Below are 19,184 nucleotides of genomic sequence, written 5' to 3' on the forward strand. Positions count from 1 at the left end.
TCTCCCGTGCTTCTTCAAATCGGCAATCCCGTGCGCAGCGAGGTTCTCATATTCTCGCGACCAGGGATCAAATCAGCGGCGATATGGCGCCGCCGCAGGCGCTCCATGCTGCGTCCACCGGCATCACGCAGCAGTTGGGCGCCCTTGTCTTCCTGACCGGCCTGGGTAACCACGGCGACGAACGCGGCCTGCGTGGGCAAGCGCCCCTCGCTGGAACTACGCCGCTCAAAGCGGGTGAGCAATGTAGCGACCAGTGAACCCATCAAGGCGCCCACGGCCGCCACGAGCACGCTGTACGCATCGGGGATGCTCATGGCCACCGCGGTGGCGACGCCCACCGAGGCGCCCGCGGCGCCCAGGGCCGCCGCGCGCGCCATGGCGGCATGAACGAGCTGGCCAGGCCAGCGCTCGCCTTCCGCGGCACGGAAAACGCAGACCGCGTCCTCGCGAAAGCCTTCTCCCACCAGGGCGTGCGCTGCGCTTGCGGCGTCCGGCAGCGTCTCGAATCGTGCGACCAATATCACAGGCATGATGACGTCTCAGGGTCGAAGCAACGACTACGTCAACGACGGTCGCCCCCCGAGGAAAGGCAGGCGCCAAGCAGCAAACCCACCAAGGCCGCGATGCCGATCGACTTCCAGGCGTTCTCGTGGACGTATTCGTCCGTCGCGTCGGCAACGACGCGGTAGCGCTCGGCGGCCGTGCTTTCCCAGGACCCCGCCATGCTGCGCGCATTTTCGAGCTGCGTCTTCAGGCGCTGCCGTGCGCGCTCGACCTCTTCGCCAGTGTAGGAGGCCGTGGAGCGGAGCAGTTCTTCCGTACCGGCCATCAGCTCTCGCAAGCTGGTGGCGACCTTGTCCTTGCTTGCCAGGAGTTCTGCGCTATGGGAGTTCGAGTTCATGGTCTCTCCTTGGAAAAAACCCTTGCAGGTGACAAAGGGGACGGCGTACCGTATGGCCCATTGTCGAGCTTGAAGATGGCCAGAGCCCTTTGCAATCGAAACGAGGGGTAAAGCGCTATTTCAGCGCGACAGTACCGCCGCATTGCAGGCGCGCCCTCCGGGAACGAGGGTTGCTCAATCACGAGCTTGGCCGGCATCGCCCTTAGACAAGGACTTCGCATGCGTTCTCCCTCGTATTCGTCCCCTTCCCTGCCCGAAACGGCCGCGTCCCTCGCGGCGCCGGCGGCGCGATCCGCCGAACCGCGCTTTCACCAGCGCCACGTCGAAACCACCGAAACGGTAAGAAAAGAGTTGCTTGACGGCCTCTCGAGACCTCAAGCAGAGATCAGCCCGAAGTTCCTGTACGACGAACTCGGCTCCAGCCTGTTCACCGCCATCACCCTATTGGACGAGTACTATCCCACCCGCTGCGAGAATGAGATCTTTGCGCGCCATTCGGCCGAGATCGTCGCGCATGCCGGACAGACTCGAACATTGATCGATCTGGGCGCTGGCGACTGTGCCAAGGCGGAACGGCTGTTGGCCCATATCCAGCCCGCGCACTACGTGCCGATCGATATCTCTGTCGATTATCTGAAAGCGGCCGTGAAGCGGATCGCGGATCGTTATTCCGATCTGGACATCACCGCCCTGGGCATGGATTTCTTCAATGACCTGACCCTGTCGGACGATGTACATCCGGAGCAGCGGACTTTCTTTTATCCCGGCTCCAGCATCGGCAATCTGCCGCCGGACCGGGCCGCCGACCTATTGGCCAGTATCCGCCGCCAATGCGTGGACGGCGCCCTGATTATCGGCGTCGATCTCGTCAAGGCGCGCGAGATACTCGAACCCGCTTATGACGATGCGGTAGGCGTCACCGCGGCATTCAACCTGAACCTGCTGCGCCATGTGAACCAGATCCTGGGTTCCGATTTCGATCTGGCGCAGTGGCGCCACGTGGCTTGCTTCAACGAAGCGCGTTCGCGGATGGAAATGCATCTGCGCGCCCGCGTCGCGACGACGGTCACCTGGGCCGGCGGCCAACGGCGCTTCGAAAAAGATGAGAACATCCATACCGAAGACTCGTACAAGTACCGGCCGCACGCTTTCAAGGCCATGCTGGCACGCGCGGGCTTCGGCCAGATCCGCTACTGGACCGACACACGTGAATGGTTCGCGGTGTTCTGTGCCCGAGCCTGACACCCGCCCCGCTGGCAGCTACGCACTTAAGACTATGGACACACCTCAAATCGCGGCGCGAGCGACGCCATCGGCCGATCAAGACGGCGAGCATCTGCTGGCGCAATACCTGATGGTACGGGACGCCAGCCGCGGGCTTGCCGCGCCGCTGAGCGCCGAGGATTGCCAGGCCCAATCCATGCCCGATGCCAGCCCGGTCAAATGGCATCTGGCCCATACGACCTGGTTCTTCGAAACCTTCCTGCTGCAGCCGCATCTGGCGGACTATTCGGTCTTCCATCCGCGTTATGGCTTCCTGTTCAACTCGTACTACAACGCCATCGGCGAACGGCATCCGCGTCCGCAGCGCGGCTTGTTGACCCGGCCGCCCTTGCAGGACGTCCTGGCCTATCGCGCGCATGTCGATGCAGGCATGGCGCGGCTGATTCCCCGCGTCAGCCACGATGCGGAAATCGGCGCCCTGGTGCGTCTGGGTTTGCATCACGAGCAGCAGCATCAGGAATTGATCCTTACCGACGTCAAGCATCTGCTGTCATGCAATGCGCTGCGGCCCGCGTATACCGAAGCGCCCACGGTCTCCATGGCCGCGCGCCCCTCTCTCGAAGCAACCCCGCCGCGGGCATGGGTGGACCATCCCGGCGGTATCGTCACACTCGGCCATCAGGGCGCGGGCTTCTGTTTCGACAACGAGACACCGGCCCACCAGGTGCTGCTGCGGCCTTTCAAGCTGGCGCGTCGGCCCGTCACCCAGGGCGAGTATCTGGAGTTCATCAAGGATGGGGGGTATGGCCGCCCGGAACTCTGGCTGTCGCTGGGCTGGGACACGGTTCGGAGCCAGGGCTGGCAGGCGCCGCTTTACTGGGAGGATATCGACGGCGAGTGGCAGGCCTTCACCTTGCGCGGGATGGAGCCGATCGACCCGCACGCCCCCGTCACGCACATCAGCTATTTCGAAGCCGACGCCTACGCTCGCTGGGCAGGCGCCCGATTGCCCAGGGAAGCGGAATGGGAGCAGATCGCGCGTGGGCTGGATCCGTTGGATCCCCATGCGAACCTGGTGGAATCCGGCCATTTCCACCCGCGTGCCGCCCCCTCTCCCGGCCCCGTGAACGCGCCGCTGCAGATGTACGGCGACGTCTGGGAATGGACCGCCAGCCCCTACGAGCCCTATCCCGGCTTTTCGGCGGCCGCCGGCGCGGTCGGCGAGTACAACGGCAAGTTCATGTGCAACCAATACGTGCTGCGCGGCGGCTCCTGCGCCACGCCCAGATCGCATATCCGCGCGACCTATCGCAACTTTTTCCCGCCGGATGCGCGCTGGCAGTTCTCCGGCCTGCGGCTGGCGCGCGACGCCTGAGGGGATTTGGCAAACGGCAAATCGCCATGCTAGAATCTCGTTCTTTCCTGAGGACGCTGTGCTGCCATTGAGGCCGCCGCAATGTCCTCGGAACGAAGGCGCATTAGCTCAGCCGGTTAGAGCGACGGAATCATAATCCGCAGGTCCCCTGTTCGAATCAGGGATGCGCCACCAGCAAATTCAAAGGCCTCCACGTAAGTGGAGGCTTTTTTCATTGCGACGTTTTGGACCAAATATTGGACGCTTTCTAATATCCACTATGTCGTCCAGTGGATCAGAGATGAGGCCATGCGAGATCTGCTAGCCACCGTGGATATCGAAACACTGGGAAAGTGGGCCATCGCGGCCATATTTGCCGCCTTGGGGGCTTTAGGCACTTTAATAGTCAAATACTATTGGGAGCGACAATCTCGCCGGCGGACTTTCAAAGCGCAGGTGGTCGCCCACACTGCCATCACGGCCAGCAACGTGCCCTCCTTGTCCTCTGGAAAGTGGACTACCTGGGACATCCTGATCACCAACACAGGGCAAGTGCCCATCACAGTAACCAGTATCTTGCTGGTATGCCCGGGGGCGACCGGAGGCGAGTCCAGTTTTGGAATTTGGGACGCATTTGGTGACAAGGATGGGAAGACCATCGCGGCTAGTGCAAGAGCCAAGTTTCCTGGACCTCGAGTCGACGTGCGCTCGGAACCATGGAAGCAACTGTTCTCCATGCCCAAACTCACAAAAGAGCTTTGCCCACGCCTGAGGATTGGGGTTACTGGCGAAGTCCATACGGTCGTGCTGACCCCCGAGGAAGTTCGATCTCTAATCGATCTATCTAGTTGAACCCTTTCGGGTTTCCCTCGCATACGTCGACCTCGAGAGATTGCATATGTGCAGTCACTATTCCGCAGTCAAGAAGGCCGAGCAGTTGGAGCGCTATTTCCGCGCGCGCGGCATCCCGATCCCGGAGCCCGACATGGGGCCGAAGTACCCGGGAGTGTTCGTGCGCCGGCCGCCAGAATGGGAATTGGGCGATGAGGCCGTGCCAGAGCGGGAGGCCGTTGTCGGGCGGCGGGGCCTTATATCGGCCATGACGAAGGCCGACGGCGCCGACAAGGCGCAGGAACTATCTACCTTCAACGCACGGTCGGAGACGGCCGCGAAGTCCTTCACCTTCGGCAACGCCTGGCGCCGCGGGCAGCGCTGCCTGATCCCCGCCGAGAGCGTGTTCGAACCGGACTGGCGCAGCGGAAAGGCGGTGGCCACCAGGTTCACCCGCACCGCTGGGAATCGCAGGCCTGTGGGATCAATGGCCGTCGCCGGAGGGCTAATGGATCGCCAGCTTCACCATGCTGACGATCAATGCCGACCAGCATCCCCTGTTCAAGGAATACCTACCATCGGCCGGGCGATGAAAAGCGCATGGTGGTGATCCTGTCGCCGGGTGCCTACGAAGACTGGCTGACCGGTGCGCATGACATCCGCGACTTCCTGGTCCCATATCCGGCTGAACTGCTGGCGTAGCCACCCCTGTCAAGTAGACAACGGCCGATAGAGATTCGGAGCATGGGTTAGCCGGGGCATGTACTGCACCGGCGGGACGCCACCCAGCGCTTCATGGGGGCAATATTCGTTGTAATCGACCAGCCATTGGTCGGTGACGGCCTGGACCTGCTCCAGGTTGGCGAACAGGTGTGCATCGAGCACTTCCGTGCGGTACGTTCGGTTGAAACGCTCGATAAAGGCGTTTTGATTGGGCTTGCCCGGCTGGATGTATCGAACCGCGATGCCTTTGGCGGCGGCCCATTCGGTGAATGCTTGAGAGACTAGCTCCGGCCCGTTGTCCAGCCGTATCGCATCCGGCGCGCCGTAGTAGTCGACCAAGCGACTCAAGACGCGGATCAGCCTGGCAGATGGGATCGACGTGCCAACCTCGATGGCCAAGCATTCCCGATTGGCTTCGTCGATTACGTTCAACGTTCGGAACCGCCGGCCGCAATACAGGGCGTCGTGCATGAAGTCCAATGCCCAGCAGCGGTTTGGCTCGCTTGCCAGGTCCAGCGGCTGACGAGGGCGGTCTGGCAACCGCTTCTTGCAACGCCGAGGCAAATTCAAACCCATATCGCAGTACACCCGATGCACACGCTTTTTGTTCCAGCAGCGGCCATCAAGCCGCAACCGGGTAAAGCACTTCCAAAATCCCCAGCGCCCATGCCGGCTGACGATGGCATTGAGCGCTTCGATCACATCGGCATCTCGCTCAGATGCCGAGGCTGGCCGCTTGTAGTACGCCGCCCGCGACAGGCCTGCAATGCGACAGGCCTGCAATGCGACAGGCACGCGTGATCGACAAGCGGCCTTGCACCAGCAGCTCGACCACCTCGCGCCTGGCCGACGGCGTCAGGATTTTCGGTTCAGAACATCTTTGATCGCCGAATTCTCCAGGGCAAGATCGGCGTACATGCGCTTGAGCTTGGCGTTCTCGGCTTCCAGCTCACGCAGCCGTTGCAGCTCGGACACCTGCACGCCCGAGTACTTGCTCTTCCACTGGTAATACGTGGCGTTGCTGATGCCGTGCTTGCGGCACAGCTCGGCGACCGGAACTCCCGTCTCGCCTTCCTTCAACACCGCAACCATCTGGCTTTCTGTAAACCTGCTTTTCTTCAAGGGAGTCTCCGACTCTTGGAGGCTCCGAAATTCTACTGGCTGATGTCTACGCAGTGGGGGAGCTTACGAACTGAAGGCGCGGCCGCCAGCATGGCCAGCGTCAACAAAGTAATCCTGGTCGGCAACCTGGCCCGAGATCCGGACATTCGGTATTCCGGCACTGGCGAGGCCGTCTGCAATATCTCTGTCGCCACGACCTCCCACTGGAAAGACAAAGCCACTGGCGCGCCGCGCGAGGAAACGGAGTGGCACCGCGTCGTCATGTATGGCCGACTCGCGGAGATCGCCGGCGAGTATCTAAAAAAGGGCCGGCCGGTCTACATCGAAGGCCGCCTCAGGACGCGGAAATGGCAGGACCGTGACACTGGTGCTGATCGCTACAGCACCGAGATCATCGCCGATCAGATGCAGATGTTGGGGCAGCGCGAATTGGGCGATCAGGGTGGGCACGCCGCTGATGCACCGGACAGTGGACGGCCCAGGCGCCGGAATGACTATCAGGCGGCCCGCGAGGGCGCAGGGCCCGACGGTAGCGCCAATGCCGGCACCCGTGCCCTCACGGACATGGAAGACGACATACCCTTCTAGGCCTAGGGTTTAGGCGAACACGATTCTCGAAGCTCAGGCGCAGCATTGAGCATCTCGATCAATGCGACGATCTCCTTCTTCGCCTTTCGGTAGACATCATTGAATATGGGGTAATACTGCTCAAGCGCCGCAGCGGAAATTTCCGTACCCGCGCTTCGACCTACATTTCCATGCTTTCTAAGCGAGTTGTCATTCGCTACGAAAGCATGGTATTGCTTTGCGAGCTCCGAATTGGCTGCGACTGCAAGGATCAACCCCTCGAACACGGCGTATCCCTTCACGACCGCATTTCTGATTTCTGAATGGGGTATCTCCGCTATACGAGATGCGAGACTTTTGAACACAGGAAACGGATCAAGCGGCATGGGGTTGTACATCGAAAGCATTGGGGTCGATGAGTGCCGCGTCGCATCGATGAAGGCTGGCCCGTAAATGCCCTCGATGTGGGTCCACCGCGCGGCGATCTCGTCCCTTAGTGCCTGCATGACACGACGGACACCCTCCGCATGATCCGCTTTCCGACGACTTTCCTCCGCCTCTCGTGCCTCCCTTTGTAATTTAAGTTCGTTTTCCATTTGCCGCCGGCCAAGTTTGGCCGCCCACCAGATGGCAACAGCAGCGGCTAACGCCTGTACCCAGGCCGCCCATGTCTGGCTGCCGATGTCTGTGATGTCAGGCCAGCCCCGGATCGCGACCACCATCCCTATCGTCACAACGATCACGGCGCTTGCTTCAAGCACATACCCACGCTGCTCATTCACCCTGTTTCTCCCCTTCCGAATGGCGCAAATCATAGACGCCATAGCAGGAGCAATTCAATAATGTGGTTCAAGAACCTGAAGGTGTACCGCCTCGCCAAGCAGGCGCCTGTAGATGTCGCGGCCCTGGAAGGCGCATTCGCAAAACGCGCCCTGGACGCCGCCATCGGCCTGGAATTCCAGAGCCTGGGCTGGGTGCCCCCACTGGAAGGCGGCGGCCTGGCGTATGCGGTCTCAGGCCAGATCCTGGCAACCCTGCACGCGCGGCGCAAGCTGCTGCCCGCCGCGGTCATAAATCAGGCAGCACGCGCCCGCGTGGCGGAACTCGGAGAGCGGCAGAGCTACCGGCCAGGGCGCAAGCAGATGAAGGAGATCAAGGAGCGCGTCATCGACGAGCTGCTGCCGAAGGCCTTCTCCGTTCACCGCGATACGCGCATCTGGATCGATCCGAAGAATCGGTGGCTGGTGGTCGACGCCGGCGCGGACGCCAGGGCGGACGAAGCCCTGGGCCTGCTGGCCAAGACCCTGGACCCGTTTCCCATCGAATCGCTGTTTGTCCGCCAGTCACCAGCGGCGGCAATGACGGTTTGGCTGGAAAGCGACGAGCCGCCAGCCAACTTCTCAATCGACCAGGACACCGAGCTGCGCGCCACCGGCGACAGCCAGGCCAAGATCCGCTACGTCAAGCAATCCATGGATGCGGATGACGCTTCGAAGCACATCCGCGCCGGCAAGCAATGTACGCGGCTGGCAATGACCTGGGCCGACCGCGTTTCCTTCGTCCTGACCGATGCCCTGGACCTGAAGCGCATAGCGCCGCTGGACGTCCTGAAAGAGCCGTCCGACGTGGCCCACAACTACGCGGAGCGCTTCGATTCGGACTTCACGCTCATGACGGCCGAGCTGGCCAAGTTGCTGGGCGACTTGGTGGAAGCGCTGGGCGGAGAACGGCGGCCTGATTAAGCGCCGCCGCCTTGGGGCTCACCGCCCCAGATGCCGCTGAACGTCTTTGACCATCACGCCAACGGCCCTTACCGCCGCACGAAGCTGGTCAGGCGTCACATTGAACTTGCCGCACCAGTAGCTCAGCTCCCACGGCTCATTGACATTCACGCGCGACGCATCAGCGGGACCACGCTTTTGCAGATTGTCAGGCATTTCATCTCCTCTGTTTTGTTATGGCCGGATCGCCATGCCCAGCCGCTGGGCAGCGTAGCACTGCGCCATTGGCAGTTGGCATAAGGAATTACGTTAATGCACAAGCCCGATTTGTCTGGCGTCCAGGACAAAGCCTCAACCCCATCGATTGCTCAATCTCCACTCGACCATAGGGCACTCGTGGTGGCGCTCGCCAACGCCTATGCCATGGCTGCCGAAGACCGGGCCACGATCTCCGCCCTGCAGGACATCGTGGCCCAGCAAGCCGTCGAGATCGCGCAGTTGCGCGCCCATTTATCGTTGCGTGGAGGCCGGGCGACCAATGGTTCCTGACAGTCCTTCACCGCGCGCTCAGCACAGCGGTCACAGCACCAACCGCGAACGCTATCAAACTCAGCCCGGAAAAGGTCACGGCCACCGCGAAAGGTGCCTTATGGCTGTCCTTCTTGGCGGTGCCCGATTTTTCATTGAACAGCGTGTGCTGCGTGAAGTACGACCCGAACATAGCGACCGCGTCGAAAACCAAACCGACCACGAACAGCAGGATCGCCGCCTACAATCCACACATCGCCATGACGTTGGAGAGACGATCGAACGTGGTGAGCATGCCGGCAGCAGCACCACCATTAAGCAACGCCAAGTATTTGAAGCCTTCAACCGAAATCGAAATCATCGATTTGTAGGTTTCGGTCAGATGCCAATCGTCCGCCATACCCCTCTCCCAAGATCGGAACGGGGGAAATCGTACTGCGGCGGCGCTCCGGTGTCAGGCCGGAATGAGCCCGGTATAGGCCCAAATGCGCCGGCAATGCGGTCAGTCGGTCCCGAGAATGCGCGAGACCTGCGCGGCAACCTTGGCGCGGAGGCGCATGAACTCGGCGTTGGAACCTGCGCCGAGTTGCAGAAGCATTTCATTCACATCGATCCCATGCCTATCTGCATCGCTCTGAATTGCGTTGCTGATTTCCAATTCCACAAGCTGCGAATGATCGGTACCCAGGGCGTCGGCTTCATCGAGTGTGAATCGATTCTGCGCAGCATGCACTTCCTTCGGGTTCTCCTTCATCCAGACGAGCCTGCCGCGGCTAAGTGCGGCCGCGACTTCCTGGTCACGGGTCTCGGACATTGCCATGCCTCCAAAGTGGTGCGCCGATCGTACTGCGCCCTGGCCATGAGCCACAACAGCAAGAGCAAAAACCAAAAACCGGCCGCGGACTTCCCCTATCCGGGCCAGGAGGAATCAAGCAGGCAGCACCGTGAAATCCATACGGTGCGTTTTCAGGATGGCGCGCAGCGCTTCATTGATCACTTGTGCGGAAGCTCCATCAATCGGTTCAAGCATATAGCTGCCTCCGACCTTGACCAGGCGAACGCCCCACCCTGGGTTATAGAAGGAGTGCCTTCGCATCTCGTCATTGAGGATTCGTTCGAGCTCTTCTGGGGAGACAGTTGTGTAGTCCATTGTGCGGTTCAGGATCGGGAAGGGTTTAACGGATGAAACTTTATATCATTTCCCTTTCTGGCGGCAAGGACAGCACCGCGACCGCGCTGGTGGCACTGGAACTGCATGGTAAGGACGCCTGCCGCTTCGTGTTCGCCGACACTGGTAATGAGCACGAAGCCACGTATGCCTATGCGCTGAAATATCTGCCAGGCGCCTTAGGCATCACCGTGGATGTAGTGCAGGCCGACTTCACTGACGAGTTCGAGCGGAAGCGAAAGAACCTTGCCCGAATCGCCGCCGGCGAGCCAGAGTCGGCCGTCTATGGGCGCCGTCAGTTCAAATACACCTGGACGCCAGAGGCGGCGGCACGAGCGCTGGAACTGCTGCATCCGACCGGTAATCCGTACCTCGACCTCTACCTGGTGCGTGGCGGGTTCCCCTCCAGGAAGCGCCAGTTCTGCACCGAATGCCTGAAGCGTGATCCCATTACCGAGTACCAGCTCGAACTCATTGACCAGGGACATCAGGTCGAATCTTGGCAGGGCGTGCGCGCCGATGAGTCGGAGGCCCGCCGCTGGCTCCCAGCTTACGAATGGCTGGGAGGCGGACTGTCGATCTACCGGCCGATCCTGCGGTGGAACGTCGGAGATGTGTTCGAAGCCCATCGCGTCACGGGAATCAGACCGAACCCGCTCTATATGCAAGGCCAGACCCGCGTGGGCTGCATGCCATGCATCAACTGCGGCAAAGACGATCTGACAGCGGTAGCACGCCGATTTCCCGAGCACATCGCACGCATCGCCGAATGGGAACGGCTCGTCCAATCCGTCACGCGTCCTGGCTCGAACGCGACGTTCTTCCACAAGCAAAAGAATGGCGCCAACGGCGTATGGGAAGCCGTCCGATGGGCCCGCACCAGCCGCGACGGCCGCCAATTTTCGCTCCTCACCGACTTGGAAGAGCCAACGAGTTGCAGTTCGTCGTATGGCCTTTGCGAATAGGAAAATCCATGGACTGGCTTGTCAACAGGATTATCAAACGCGCCCAGCGCACGCCCTACACCAACATCACATCCGCCGACGGTGACGACGTCTATATGGGACGCTGGTGGCTGTTCAATCCTTACGGGAAGGACGCCTCCGGCGATCCGGTACCGCCGCGCTGGTCGTGGCTACCTTCGATCCGCGTGCACCACATCATGCGGCCCGATGCCGACAGGGATCTGCATGACCGCCCCTGGAACGCGCGCACTGTCATCCTGCGCGGCTGGTACATCGAGGAGCGCCAGGACGGCACCTACGTCCGGCGCGCCGGCGACACGGCGGCGCTTCGCTTCGAACAGTTCCACCGCATCGCCGAGGTCAGCCCCGGCGGTGTCTGGACGCTTTTCATCACCTGGCGCCACCGCGGCCCTTGGGGCTTCATGGTCGACGGCACGAAGGTGCCCTGGCGCGACTACATCGCGCGACGGCCGCCGGAGCAGCCCCTTCCTGCCGGCGACCTGCAGCTGCTCGCCGACAAAGTGGTCATCACCAATGCCACCGGGAACGAAAGATTGTTCCTGGGTGCGGTGCGCGAACTGCTCGCCGCCATTCGTGCCAAACGTCCCAGCAAGGAGGCGCCATGAGCCGAAGCGGATACGATGACGGAGATGGGGACGACGCCCTGGCCTTGGGCCGTTGGCGTGGACGGGTGGCGAGTGCGTTGCGGGGCAAGCGCGGGCAGCAATTCCTCCGAGACCTCGCGGCGAGCCTTGACGCCATGCCGGATAAGCGCCTGATCGCTCATGCACTCAAACGGATGGTCAATTTTGCACCCTTGGTGTGCTTGGTGCCGCGCGCGGCATTGACCTGTCGAAGTTGGACCCGGAGGATTACTACCAGGTGGCCGACGCGTTCGGCATCGCCTCCTGCATGGCCCAGGAAATCGTTTTCGAGAACGATGAGGCTTTCGAAGATACGGAGTGGGTAGAAGTGCCGATCTTCGGGCCCGTGAGGCCTTATTACCCGGAGTACGGCCGGCATTACGTGACTCGCAAGATGCCGCGCAAAGACGCAGAAGCGGAGCGTGGGTCGCACATGCGCGCCTGGGTACAGAAACAGCTGGATGAGGGCGCCAAGCGTGCCGCTGCTCGGGGAGGTGGCGATGAATAACATCCGCGACATCAGCAAGCAGAACTTCACCAGCCAGGACGGTAATACGCTTCAGGCTATCAATGCCGGAAGCTTGCAGCGTATCGCCGACGCTACCGAAAGGATGGCACAGCGCCATACGGAGCTGATCCGCGAGCGCGACAACTACCAGCGGTGGTATCAGCAGGAGGAACAGGCGCACGCCCGCACGAGCAGGCGATTGCGAGCCGCCAGGGGCACCGTCACGAAGTTGCGCAAGCAGCTGGCCGATGCCCCCGCTGCCGCTGCTCAGGGGGACGCGACATGAAAGCGGATCGGCATGTAGCGAACATCATTCCAATAACCGCCATTGGCCCTTTCCGTCTCGCCATCTCAACAAGCGCGTACCACACGCCGTGCACAAGAAAAGGTCCCGCCCAGCTAGAACAGCCATCACCCCTTCACCGTCTACGGGTCGCTTTGGGTTCCGGTTCTTGCCTTCGAACACGATCGGTGTCAGCCGCCCATGTAGTGAAGGCAACTTTTCTACGTTTGCATCGCGGTATGCCTCGCAAGCCTTACATGGAGTCATTCTCACTTCCTCTTGAGTGCGCGCCGGATCATAGCCCCATTCGGCGTCCGGTCGCCACTGATAAACCGTCAAGGTTCCAATCGCATGGCATCGTTAACCCGAACATTTATGCAAGAGTCGAGCTTAGCCGGCCCTTGGGTACGGCATCAGCCCGAGGGGATAGCGATGCCTGACATCAGCGCCGACCTTGGCGCGCTCGTGCAGGCCGGCATTGTGGAACAGACCGACATTCGATACCGGCTCACCGCGACCGGCCGCGACTACGCGTGTGCCCGAGGCCTTGGACGTGGACACACCCAGGCCGCGGCACAGGCTGCGCCCGTCTCCGGCCAGGAAGGGCTGGTCCACGGCGCGTAGGTGCGCCGCCATCATCTACAGTTCCGCCACCCACGGCGGAGTTTCCCCAGAGCACTATGGAAACGACATCACCCGACCTATCGGACGATGAGATCGCGCGTATCTGCGATCCATTGACACAGCCCGCAGCCCAGATCCGGTATCTCCGGAAACTGGGATTGCTGGTCAACAAAAAACCCAGCGGGCGCCCCCTGGTCGCGCGCGCCGAGTATCTGCGGGCCCTGGTCGCAACGCCGGCCGGCGCCAGCGGCCACGGCGACGCTCCAGCGCAGCCGGACCATGCTGCGCTGGCAGCCATTTTCAAACGAGGCAGGAATGGGGCGAAAGCGCAAAGACAGTAGCCTGGGTCTGCCGCCACGGGTGTACATGCGCCACGGCGCCTTCTATTACGTCCACCCCACCGACAGCCGGTGGGAGCATATCGGTACCGACTACCGCGAGGCATGCAAGCGCGGCAATCACTACAACGACCCGGATGGCTGATACGGCACAATGGCGTACTGGCTGGATCAGCTCATCGTCTACTGCGAGCGCCGGGTCGGCCTTCCGAAGTCCCGACGCGGCATGGCCAAACGTACTTTCGAGGATTACCAGAAGGCCGCCGAACCGCTGAAGGCGTTCTTTGGCAAGATGCTGCCGGCGGACGTCAAAGGGCACCACGTGGCCCAATACCTCGACGCCGGCGCCGAGGCTGACCGCCCAGTCAGGGCGAATCGCGAAAAAGCGACACTCTCCCCTGCTTCGGCATCACCCGGAACCCGGAGCGCAAACGCGAACGGTACGTTGAGCACTACGAGTTCAAGGTAGTGTATGACGCCAGCCCGAAGATGGTCCGCGCCTTGATGGACCTTATCTACCGCACGTTGCAGCGGCCAGAAGACATCATCGAATGGGGCCCGGCCAACTTGGTGAACAAGCGGGAATCGGATGAATCAATCCAGCGCGTCATCCGGAACGACCAGGCCAAGACCGGCAAAATGGTCGATATCAGGGTGTCCGCGGATATCGAGCGGATCCTGGCCAGCCTGGTGCCGGAGGGGATCCTGATTGGGCCGGGGATGCCCTTCATCCACACCAGGACCGGTGAGCCCTACACCTATTCCGGCATCTCATCGATGTTCAGGAGAACCGTGTACGCCGCGTACAAGCGCGGCGCGATCAGCGCACCATTCGGGTTCTACGACCTCAAGGGCAAAGGTGCGACTGACATGTGGCGCGCCGGCGTACCGCTGACGCTCATTCAGGTCCTGTGCGGCAACGAGTCCGTCCGGACCACCGAAATCTATGTGAAGGCTCGGTGGCGAGAGACGGTGGAGCCCAACCAGACACCCCTTTTGGCTGTCCAATAAAGACACGGAAGCCAAGGAAAGTAGCGGCTCTGCGGGACGTTCTGATGATGGAAATATTGGACAGTCTAGGACCCAACCGCGAGGATTGGCGCGGGCCGCCCGCCAAATAGGTAGAGGGAATCATAATCCGCAGGTCCCCTGTTCGAATCAGGGATGCGCCACCAAGGAATACTCTGAAAGCCCCACGCACGCGTCGGGGCTTTTTCTTTTTCTCCGTGTCGCGCGACGTTGCCGCCTGTCGAGGGGAACCAACGGCGTCCGTCCCGCACAGACCGCGGCCGTTCGAATGGGCGAGCTGGGCTATCCCCTGCTGGTCCCGCGGCATCGCCCATCGGAGTAGACATGACGACACGGATTTATCAAAGGCGGGCCGGGCTGCGTGCCGCCGTCCTGGCTGGCGCGGCCTGCGCCTTCGCGAGCATATCGGCGACGGCTCAGGAGCTACCTGATTATCACGCCCTGGTGGCCGCGCTTATGGCGGGCCAGTCGGTGACGACCTTGCTGGATCTGGGCCTTTGCAGTCGGGACGGTAGCGATGCGCCCGGCCCACCGGTCCGAGGCGGGATGCGCATTACGCGCTTCCTGATTCCCAACAGCCAGTATGTCGCTTTCGCCGACACGCACCGGACGCTGGATACGGAAGACCGCCCGGTGACTGAATACATACGCTATCGGGCGATGCCCGATGGCAACGTCACGGTGCGTTCAGCCAGACTGGCGGACGCCGGCGCCGAGGTGACGCAGCGCGGGATATTTCATTGCCGGATTGCCCGGGGAATCCGATTTATCGCCGGCGAGGCGCCGCGGGCCCTACCCTTGAGAACCCGGGTAGATAGCCTTGTCGAGCCTGCGGTAAAGGATAGCCACGCAGATACCGAGCAGCCCGCAAAGCGCGGCAATGCGAACCAATAGGTTCAGTTCGATCACGGTCAAGGTATGCGGCAGGTAGCGTTGCACCAAGGCTGGGGGTCCCCACAATCGCAACCCTTGCGGAAGCATCACGATCAGCGTCCACCCCACCAGATTTGCCAGACTCACCAGCGGGCGGGCCTGCCGCGCCCGGCCCAGCAGCCGGGCGGTGGCACCGGCCCAGGCCGCGCCCGCGATGCCCGCCCAGATAGCGGTGCTCAGGGCCGCCCCCAGGGTGCCGCTTGTCATCATCTCCGCGCTCCTTTCGCGACTGAAGAGCACATTATCGCGGAGGATGGGCGCGTCGTCCCAAGCGCACGCCAACAAAAAGCCCCGCACGAGGCGGGGCTTTCTGGTCAAGAATTCATGCCCGCGGCATTACATGACCCTGATCTTCGTAGCTTGCGGACCCTTGGGGCCGGTAGCCACTTCGTATTGCACGCGCTGGTTTTCCTCGAGCGAACGGAAGCCGTTGCCCTGGATTTCGGAGAAGTGCGCGAACAGGTCCTTACCGCCCGACTCGGGGGTGATAAAGCCATAACCTTTTTCAGAGTTGAACCACTTGACGACGCCGGTTTCCATACCGATTTTCCTTGCATTTACAATGGGCACGAGGCCCGGGATACGAGAGATTCAAGCTAGGGCCAAGAACAATAGCGGAGACCGGGAAGAACTCTGAACTGTACACAGATCGCGCTGCTTGAAAACCTCAACGACACTATGAACGGGCCCTTCATTTAAGTCAAAAACATTTTCCCGCGCCGGCCTCGCGATGTGAAACCAATTGCTACATCGCAGCGCATAGGAACCCTTTGCCCTTACGCAGCGTTGCACATGAACATTGTGAAGAAGGAACGAAACGGAATGGATGTGCAGCGGGAGCGCACTTTGCGACTTGAATCTGAATCCGAGGGATCGGCCCTTGATCGCCGGTCCCATATTCTTATACCGGGCCTGGCTCGATTCATACCGCTATAGCCATAAAGGTTAACCATGAGCATTATCAGCGCCCATACCGGCGATTTGGCATCGGGTGTTTGCCTTCGCACCACACTCGACGGCGAATTCATCCGCAGCTATGTCGTCGTCAGCCCGCCAGACCTGGACGTGATCGCCGATATCGTGCCCCGCTCGGAGGTCGAGGCGGGCGGCCAGATCCATGCAACCGCCGTCACGACACCAGGGACGGCCGCGGAACAAGTCGGTGACGTCCTCGACAATATCAATCCTGGCGACATCGCCGTTTTTCTATGCGCCGATGCCCCCGCATACGAAGCCGCGCTGCAGCTTTTAGGCTACGACGCGGCTCGTCACGATACTGAATTGCATTGAATTCAATACAAAGCCGGGGTCGAGGCGGGCACTTGATAAACCCGCACGCCAGCGCGCGGCGTATTTTCCGCCGGCGAATATTGAGGCTTGGCGCCGCCCTGGATCGGCGCCAAACGAAAACCCAGATCCATACCCCAGCGATCGGTTTCGCGTATCCATTGGGTATGGCAGCAAGAGCAGCGAAAACGGTCTTCGCGATGGTTTTCGCGGCGCTTTTCCGTGGGGCGCACAAAGCCTTCATGCACGAGATTCTGGTGGGCCTGCAGTCCCGGCGTGGCTAGCGTAATGCTCTGGCAAGGAAGGCACATCATGGCGCTCATTTTCTTCTCCAATTTTGGGTAATTAAGGCGATAAAAGGCACAAAAAAACAGGGGGCGGCCGGTTCGCCCGCGAGCGGCCCGGCACAAAAAAGTCAGGAATCGACGGGATACGGGGCAGGCTCCAACTCTTCCAGGGCGGCACGGCCATCCAGGATCGTCTCGCTGACCGAGGGAAATCCGACGGGCGATGCGATGCACTGCACGCGCGGCTCGCCTTGGCGGCGATCCTCGATCAGGATCTTCCAGCTGTATCGGCCTTGGCCATCTGGATCCACGGTCAGGGTGGCGCCCCAAGCGTTGAAGGTTTTTGCGAAAACTTCCATTGCGTATCGCCCAACAGGTCGTTGTCGGGGGTATCGCAAGCAGCGTGCCTGCACTCGCCAAGTGGTCGTTTCCCAGGGGCGGCGGGCTTGCCACGGTCGGCAATAAAACAGGGGACGAGCTAGCGCAGGCCTATTTTCCGCGAATCGCACAGACACAAAGCCTTTAGGAAATGCAACGCTCCTGGACAACCATGGCGGATGAGCAAAATAAAAAGGGCCGGCGGACTGCCGGCCCTTTGCATCGACGGATGACTTTTTTACAACGCCCGGGCGAGTTCCGCCGCCAAGCCGGTGTATGAACGGGGCGTCATGTTCAACAGGCGCGCTTTGGCGTCTTCCGGCAGAGCAAGACCCTGGATGAACTCACGCAAGGCAGCCTGCGTGATGCCCTTGCCGCGCGTCAGCGCCTTTAGTTGTTCATAGGGTTGCGGCAAACCGTAGCGGCGCATCACCGTCTGGACGGGCTCGGCGAGGACTTCCCAGCACGCATCGATATCGGCATCGATCGCCGCCGCGTTCACTTCGAGCTTATCCAGGCCGCGCAGGCAGGCATCCCAGGCCACCATGCAGTAGCCGAACGCGACGCCCAGATTGCGCAGCACGGTCGAATCGGTCAGGTCGCGCTGCCAGCGGGAGACGGGCAGCTTGTCCGCCAGATGCCGCAGCATGGCGTTGGCCAGGCCGATATTGCCCTCCGAATTCTCGAAGTCGATCGGATTGACCTTGTGCGGCATGGTCGAGGAACCGACCTCCCCTTCTTTCAGCCGCTGCTTGAAGTAGCCCAGCGACACATAACCCCATACGTCGCGGTCCAGGTCCAGGACGATGATATTGGCGCGCGCCACCGCATCGAACAGCGCGGCCATCCAATCGTGCGGTTCGATCTGGATGGTGTGGCGATTCTGCGTCAATCCCAGCCCCTGGAGCACGCGCTGGCTGAAAGCCGGCCAGTCGACTTCGGGATAGGCGGCCAGGTGGGCGTTGTAATTGCCCGTGGCGCCGTTGAGCTTGGCCAACGGCTGCACGGCGCGGATGGCGTCCAGCGCCCGCCCCAGACGGGCGGCGACGTTGGCGAACTCCTTGCCCAGCGTGGTCGGGCTGGCCGGCTGGCCGTGCGTGCGCGATAGCATGGGCTGATCGGCGTAGGCCACCGCCATCGAGCCCAGCTTGTCGCACACTTTTTGCAACATGGGCACTAGAACACCGTTGCAGGCGCGCGACAACATGAGCGCATGCGAGGTGTTGTTAATATCCTCGGAAGTACAAGCGAAATGAATGAACTCCGCGGCGCGAGAGAGCTCGACGTGATCGGCCACCTTTTCTTTCAGCCAGTACTCCACGGCCTTGACGTCGTGGTTGGTGACGCGCTCGATCTCCTTGATACGGGCCGCGTCGGCTTCGCTGAAGCCGTCGACGATCGCCCGCAGGCGTGCATGAGCATCATCCGAAAAGCGCGGCAGCTCCGGCAGGCCGGCGTCGGCCAGGGCCGCCAGCCATGCCACCTCTACTTCGACGCGGTGCGCCATGAAACCGGCTTCGGACAACAGCCCACGCAGGGCATCGCCGCGCGAGGCGTATCGGCCGTCAAGGGGGGACAGCGCATTGAGCGGACTGAGGGCGGGGGCAATATGCATGAGCTGGGTACAGAACCGAAACGAGTATTGAAAACCGCGGAAAAGCGGCGCGATTTTATCACCCGCTGTTCCTGCCTACGCCGGGCGCGCCGTCGGGCGCGCCAGCTGCGTTCCGCCGTGGCATCATCCTGCTATACTGCCGCCCGCTTTCCGA

The 19,184-nt window shown here is 61.5% G+C and carries 28 protein-coding genes, 1 tRNA gene and 1 pseudogene; 16 read left to right on the forward strand and 14 right to left on the reverse strand.

Annotated features, from left to right (window positions below):
• Positions 1–14 precede the first annotated feature (14 nt).
• Positions 15–530 (reverse strand): hypothetical protein, encoded by a 516-nt coding sequence (locus ACNA0R_RS05595; protein WP_415824942.1) that lies wholly within the window; start codon positions 528–530, stop codon positions 15–17.
• A 32-nt stretch (positions 531–562) separates the two neighbouring features.
• Positions 563–901, reverse strand: coding sequence for an ElaB/YgaM/YqjD family protein (locus ACNA0R_RS05600; RefSeq protein ID WP_415824943.1), 339 nt, complete (start codon positions 899–901; stop codon positions 563–565).
• A gap of 219 nt (positions 902–1,120) precedes the next feature.
• Between ACNA0R_RS05600 and egtD the strand changes: the two genes are divergently transcribed.
• The 4 genes from egtD to ACNA0R_RS05620 all read left to right on the forward strand — a co-directional run bounded on the left by egtD (position 1,121) and on the right by ACNA0R_RS05620 (position 4,920).
• Entirely contained in the window at positions 1,121–2,143 is a 1,023-nt protein-coding gene (gene egtD, locus ACNA0R_RS05605) for an L-histidine N(alpha)-methyltransferase (protein ID WP_415824944.1), read from the forward strand.
• A gap of 34 nt (positions 2,144–2,177) precedes the next feature.
• Entirely contained in the window at positions 2,178–3,500 is a 1,323-nt protein-coding gene (gene egtB / locus ACNA0R_RS05610) for an ergothioneine biosynthesis protein EgtB (protein WP_415824946.1), read from the forward strand.
• Between the two features lie 97 nt (positions 3,501–3,597).
• Positions 3,598–3,674 (forward strand) — tRNA-Met (locus tag ACNA0R_RS05615).
• A gap of 703 nt (positions 3,675–4,377) precedes the next feature.
• Positions 4,378–4,920 (forward strand): SOS response-associated peptidase family protein, encoded by a 543-nt coding sequence (locus ACNA0R_RS05620; RefSeq protein ID WP_415824947.1) that lies wholly within the window; start codon positions 4,378–4,380, stop codon positions 4,918–4,920.
• A gap of 101 nt (positions 4,921–5,021) precedes the next feature.
• Here ACNA0R_RS05620 and ACNA0R_RS05625 read toward each other — a convergent pair.
• Positions 5,022–6,155 (reverse strand): annotated as a pseudogene (locus ACNA0R_RS05625) (IS3 family transposase).
• 90 nt (positions 6,156–6,245) lie between these two features.
• Between ACNA0R_RS05625 and ssb the strand changes: the two are divergent.
• A complete protein-coding gene (gene ssb / locus ACNA0R_RS05635; RefSeq protein ID WP_415824949.1) occupies positions 6,246–6,743 on the forward strand; it encodes a single-stranded DNA-binding protein in 498 nt (165 codons plus the stop codon).
• 2 nt (positions 6,744–6,745) lie between these two features.
• Here the strand turns inward: ssb and ACNA0R_RS05640 are convergent, their stop codons facing one another.
• Positions 6,746–7,504 carry a hypothetical protein gene (locus ACNA0R_RS05640; RefSeq protein ID WP_415824950.1) on the reverse strand — a complete coding sequence of 253 codons (759 nt, stop codon included), beginning with the start codon at positions 7,502–7,504 and terminating at the stop codon, positions 6,746–6,748.
• 60 nt (positions 7,505–7,564) lie between these two features.
• Here ACNA0R_RS05640 and ACNA0R_RS05645 point away from each other — a divergent pair, with 60 nt between their 5' ends.
• Complete coding sequence (locus tag ACNA0R_RS05645) at positions 7,565–8,464, forward strand: recombination-associated protein RdgC (RefSeq protein WP_415824951.1); 900 nt, start codon at positions 7,565–7,567, stop codon at positions 8,462–8,464.
• A gap of 18 nt (positions 8,465–8,482) precedes the next feature.
• On the opposite strand, the gene ACNA0R_RS05650 is transcribed toward ACNA0R_RS05645, so the two are convergent.
• On the reverse strand, positions 8,483–8,659 hold the full coding sequence (locus ACNA0R_RS05650; protein WP_415824952.1) for a DUF3606 domain-containing protein: 177 nt from the start codon (positions 8,657–8,659) through the stop codon (positions 8,483–8,485).
• A 96-nt stretch (positions 8,660–8,755) separates the two neighbouring features.
• Between ACNA0R_RS05650 and ACNA0R_RS05655 the strand changes: the two genes are divergently transcribed.
• Positions 8,756–8,992 carry a hypothetical protein gene (locus ACNA0R_RS05655; protein WP_415824953.1) on the forward strand — a complete coding sequence of 79 codons (237 nt, stop codon included), beginning with the start codon at positions 8,756–8,758 and terminating at the stop codon, positions 8,990–8,992.
• Between the two features lie 7 nt (positions 8,993–8,999).
• Here ACNA0R_RS05655 and ACNA0R_RS05660 read toward each other — a convergent pair whose 3' ends face one another.
• The 4 genes from ACNA0R_RS05660 to ACNA0R_RS05675 all read right to left on the reverse strand — a co-directional run bounded on the left by ACNA0R_RS05660 (position 9,000) and on the right by ACNA0R_RS05675 (position 10,121).
• Positions 9,000–9,194: a hypothetical protein gene (locus tag ACNA0R_RS05660; protein WP_415824954.1), complete on the reverse strand. Its 195-nt coding sequence runs from the start codon at positions 9,192–9,194 to the stop codon at positions 9,000–9,002.
• Positions 9,195–9,212: 18 nt separating this feature from the next.
• Positions 9,213–9,371 (reverse strand): hypothetical protein, encoded by a 159-nt coding sequence (locus tag ACNA0R_RS05665; protein WP_415824955.1) that lies wholly within the window; start codon positions 9,369–9,371, stop codon positions 9,213–9,215.
• A 102-nt stretch (positions 9,372–9,473) separates the two neighbouring features.
• Positions 9,474–9,785 carry a hypothetical protein gene (locus ACNA0R_RS05670; protein WP_415824956.1) on the reverse strand — a complete coding sequence of 104 codons (312 nt, stop codon included), beginning with the start codon at positions 9,783–9,785 and terminating at the stop codon, positions 9,474–9,476.
• Between the two features lie 114 nt (positions 9,786–9,899).
• Entirely contained in the window at positions 9,900–10,121 is a 222-nt protein-coding gene (locus ACNA0R_RS05675; protein WP_415824957.1) for a hypothetical protein, read from the reverse strand.
• A 32-nt stretch (positions 10,122–10,153) separates the two neighbouring features.
• Between ACNA0R_RS05675 and ACNA0R_RS05680 the strand changes: the two genes are divergently transcribed.
• The 4 genes from ACNA0R_RS05680 (at position 10,154) to ACNA0R_RS05695 (ending at position 12,542) form a co-directional block, all read left to right on the forward strand.
• Complete coding sequence (locus ACNA0R_RS05680; RefSeq protein WP_415824958.1) at positions 10,154–11,104, forward strand: phosphoadenosine phosphosulfate reductase domain-containing protein; 951 nt, start codon at positions 10,154–10,156, stop codon at positions 11,102–11,104.
• Between the two features lie 8 nt (positions 11,105–11,112).
• Positions 11,113–11,730, forward strand: a complete 618-nt coding sequence (locus ACNA0R_RS05685; RefSeq protein ID WP_415824959.1) for a hypothetical protein — start codon at positions 11,113–11,115, stop codon at positions 11,728–11,730.
• Positions 11,731–11,926: 196 nt separating this feature from the next.
• Positions 11,927–12,256 carry a hypothetical protein gene (locus ACNA0R_RS05690; RefSeq protein ID WP_415824960.1) on the forward strand — a complete coding sequence of 110 codons (330 nt, stop codon included), beginning with the start codon at positions 11,927–11,929 and terminating at the stop codon, positions 12,254–12,256.
• The gene (locus tag ACNA0R_RS05695; RefSeq protein WP_415824961.1) at positions 12,249–12,542 is read left to right on the forward strand and encodes a hypothetical protein; all 294 of its coding nucleotides are present in this window, start codon (positions 12,249–12,251) and stop codon (positions 12,540–12,542) included. Before ACNA0R_RS05690 ends, ACNA0R_RS05695 begins: the two co-directional genes overlap by 8 nt.
• 387 nt (positions 12,543–12,929) lie before the next feature.
• Here ACNA0R_RS05695 and ACNA0R_RS05700 read toward each other — a convergent pair whose 3' ends face one another.
• A complete protein-coding gene (locus ACNA0R_RS05700; RefSeq protein WP_415824962.1) occupies positions 12,930–13,178 on the reverse strand; it encodes a hypothetical protein in 249 nt (82 codons plus the stop codon).
• Between the two features lie 300 nt (positions 13,179–13,478).
• On the opposite strand from ACNA0R_RS05700, the gene ACNA0R_RS05705 reads away from it, so the two are divergent.
• The 4 genes from ACNA0R_RS05705 to ACNA0R_RS05720 all read left to right on the forward strand — a co-directional run bounded on the left by ACNA0R_RS05705 (position 13,479) and on the right by ACNA0R_RS05720 (position 15,424).
• Positions 13,479–13,646 carry a hypothetical protein gene (locus ACNA0R_RS05705; protein WP_415824963.1) on the forward strand — a complete coding sequence of 56 codons (168 nt, stop codon included), beginning with the start codon at positions 13,479–13,481 and terminating at the stop codon, positions 13,644–13,646.
• A gap of 9 nt (positions 13,647–13,655) precedes the next feature.
• Positions 13,656–13,970 (forward strand): hypothetical protein, encoded by a 315-nt coding sequence (locus ACNA0R_RS05710; RefSeq protein ID WP_415824964.1) that lies wholly within the window; start codon positions 13,656–13,658, stop codon positions 13,968–13,970.
• Positions 13,970–14,512, forward strand: coding sequence for a tyrosine-type recombinase/integrase (locus ACNA0R_RS05715; RefSeq protein WP_415824965.1), 543 nt, complete (start codon positions 13,970–13,972; stop codon positions 14,510–14,512). Before ACNA0R_RS05710 ends, ACNA0R_RS05715 begins: the two co-directional genes overlap by 1 nt.
• A gap of 342 nt (positions 14,513–14,854) precedes the next feature.
• Positions 14,855–15,424 carry a VirK family protein gene (locus tag ACNA0R_RS05720; RefSeq protein WP_415824966.1) on the forward strand — a complete coding sequence of 190 codons (570 nt, stop codon included), beginning with the start codon at positions 14,855–14,857 and terminating at the stop codon, positions 15,422–15,424.
• A 375-nt stretch (positions 15,425–15,799) separates the two neighbouring features.
• On the opposite strand, the gene ACNA0R_RS05725 is transcribed toward ACNA0R_RS05720, so the two are convergent.
• Positions 15,800–16,003: a cold-shock protein gene (locus tag ACNA0R_RS05725; protein WP_086065836.1), complete on the reverse strand. Its 204-nt coding sequence runs from the start codon at positions 16,001–16,003 to the stop codon at positions 15,800–15,802.
• 411 nt (positions 16,004–16,414) lie between these two features.
• Here ACNA0R_RS05725 and ACNA0R_RS05730 point away from each other — a divergent pair, with 411 nt between their 5' ends.
• Positions 16,415–16,753 (forward strand): hypothetical protein, encoded by a 339-nt coding sequence (locus ACNA0R_RS05730; RefSeq protein ID WP_415824967.1) that lies wholly within the window; start codon positions 16,415–16,417, stop codon positions 16,751–16,753.
• A gap of 2 nt (positions 16,754–16,755) precedes the next feature.
• On the opposite strand, the gene ACNA0R_RS05735 is transcribed toward ACNA0R_RS05730, so the two are convergent.
• The 3 genes from ACNA0R_RS05735 to purB form a co-directional block, all read right to left on the reverse strand.
• Entirely contained in the window at positions 16,756–17,073 is a 318-nt protein-coding gene (locus ACNA0R_RS05735; protein ID WP_415824968.1) for a hypothetical protein, read from the reverse strand.
• A gap of 92 nt (positions 17,074–17,165) precedes the next feature.
• Positions 17,166–17,396, reverse strand: a complete 231-nt coding sequence (locus ACNA0R_RS05740) for a hypothetical protein (RefSeq protein ID WP_415824969.1) — start codon at positions 17,394–17,396, stop codon at positions 17,166–17,168.
• 257 nt (positions 17,397–17,653) lie between these two features.
• On the reverse strand, positions 17,654–19,030 hold the full coding sequence (gene purB, locus ACNA0R_RS05745) for an adenylosuccinate lyase (RefSeq protein WP_415824970.1): 1,377 nt from the start codon (positions 19,028–19,030) through the stop codon (positions 17,654–17,656).
• Between the last annotated feature and the right edge of the window lie 154 nt (positions 19,031–19,184).

The organism is Bordetella sputigena (genome assembly GCF_965137885.1).
Lineage (GTDB): Bacteria > Pseudomonadota > Gammaproteobacteria > Burkholderiales > Burkholderiaceae_B > Bordetella_C > Bordetella_C sputigena.

Excerpts from the sequence above, each read along its gene's own strand:
- ACNA0R_RS05595 (WP_415824942.1), bottom strand. The coding sequence starts at position 530 with ATGCCTGTGATATTGGTCGCACGATTCGAGACGCTGCCGGACGCCGCA.
- ACNA0R_RS05600 (WP_415824943.1), bottom strand. The coding sequence starts at position 901 with ATGAACTCGAACTCCCATAGCGCAGAACTCCTGGCAAGCAAGGACAAG.
- egtD (WP_415824944.1), top strand. The coding sequence starts at position 1,121 with ATGCGTTCTCCCTCGTATTCGTCCCCTTCCCTGCCCGAAACGGCCGCG.
- egtB (WP_415824946.1), top strand. The coding sequence starts at position 2,178 with ATGGACACACCTCAAATCGCGGCGCGAGCGACGCCATCGGCCGATCAA.
- ACNA0R_RS05620 (WP_415824947.1), top strand. The coding sequence starts at position 4,378 with ATGTGCAGTCACTATTCCGCAGTCAAGAAGGCCGAGCAGTTGGAGCGC.
- ssb (WP_415824949.1), top strand. The coding sequence starts at position 6,246 with ATGGCCAGCGTCAACAAAGTAATCCTGGTCGGCAACCTGGCCCGAGAT.
- ACNA0R_RS05645 (WP_415824951.1), top strand. The coding sequence starts at position 7,565 with ATGTGGTTCAAGAACCTGAAGGTGTACCGCCTCGCCAAGCAGGCGCCT.
- ACNA0R_RS05650 (WP_415824952.1), bottom strand. The coding sequence starts at position 8,659 with ATGCCTGACAATCTGCAAAAGCGTGGTCCCGCTGATGCGTCGCGCGTG.
- ACNA0R_RS05655 (WP_415824953.1), top strand. The coding sequence starts at position 8,756 with ATGCACAAGCCCGATTTGTCTGGCGTCCAGGACAAAGCCTCAACCCCA.
- ACNA0R_RS05665 (WP_415824955.1), bottom strand. The coding sequence starts at position 9,371 with ATGGCGGACGATTGGCATCTGACCGAAACCTACAAATCGATGATTTCG.
- ACNA0R_RS05670 (WP_415824956.1), bottom strand. The coding sequence starts at position 9,785 with ATGTCCGAGACCCGTGACCAGGAAGTCGCGGCCGCACTTAGCCGCGGC.
- ACNA0R_RS05675 (WP_415824957.1), bottom strand. The coding sequence starts at position 10,121 with ATGGACTACACAACTGTCTCCCCAGAAGAGCTCGAACGAATCCTCAAT.
- ACNA0R_RS05680 (WP_415824958.1), top strand. The coding sequence starts at position 10,154 with ATGAAACTTTATATCATTTCCCTTTCTGGCGGCAAGGACAGCACCGCG.
- ACNA0R_RS05685 (WP_415824959.1), top strand. The coding sequence starts at position 11,113 with ATGGACTGGCTTGTCAACAGGATTATCAAACGCGCCCAGCGCACGCCC.
- ACNA0R_RS05695 (WP_415824961.1), top strand. The coding sequence starts at position 12,249 with ATGAATAACATCCGCGACATCAGCAAGCAGAACTTCACCAGCCAGGAC.
- ACNA0R_RS05700 (WP_415824962.1), bottom strand. The coding sequence starts at position 13,178 with ATGATGGCGGCGCACCTACGCGCCGTGGACCAGCCCTTCCTGGCCGGA.
- ACNA0R_RS05705 (WP_415824963.1), top strand. The coding sequence starts at position 13,479 with ATGGGGCGAAAGCGCAAAGACAGTAGCCTGGGTCTGCCGCCACGGGTG.
- ACNA0R_RS05710 (WP_415824964.1), top strand. The coding sequence starts at position 13,656 with ATGGCGTACTGGCTGGATCAGCTCATCGTCTACTGCGAGCGCCGGGTC.
- ACNA0R_RS05720 (WP_415824966.1), top strand. The coding sequence starts at position 14,855 with ATGACGACACGGATTTATCAAAGGCGGGCCGGGCTGCGTGCCGCCGTC.
- ACNA0R_RS05725 (WP_086065836.1), bottom strand. The coding sequence starts at position 16,003 with ATGGAAACCGGCGTCGTCAAGTGGTTCAACTCTGAAAAAGGTTATGGC.
- ACNA0R_RS05730 (WP_415824967.1), top strand. The coding sequence starts at position 16,415 with ATGAGCATTATCAGCGCCCATACCGGCGATTTGGCATCGGGTGTTTGC.
- ACNA0R_RS05735 (WP_415824968.1), bottom strand. The coding sequence starts at position 17,073 with ATGAGCGCCATGATGTGCCTTCCTTGCCAGAGCATTACGCTAGCCACG.
- ACNA0R_RS05740 (WP_415824969.1), bottom strand. The coding sequence starts at position 17,396 with ATGGAAGTTTTCGCAAAAACCTTCAACGCTTGGGGCGCCACCCTGACC.
- purB (WP_415824970.1), bottom strand. The coding sequence starts at position 19,030 with ATGCATATTGCCCCCGCCCTCAGTCCGCTCAATGCGCTGTCCCCCCTT.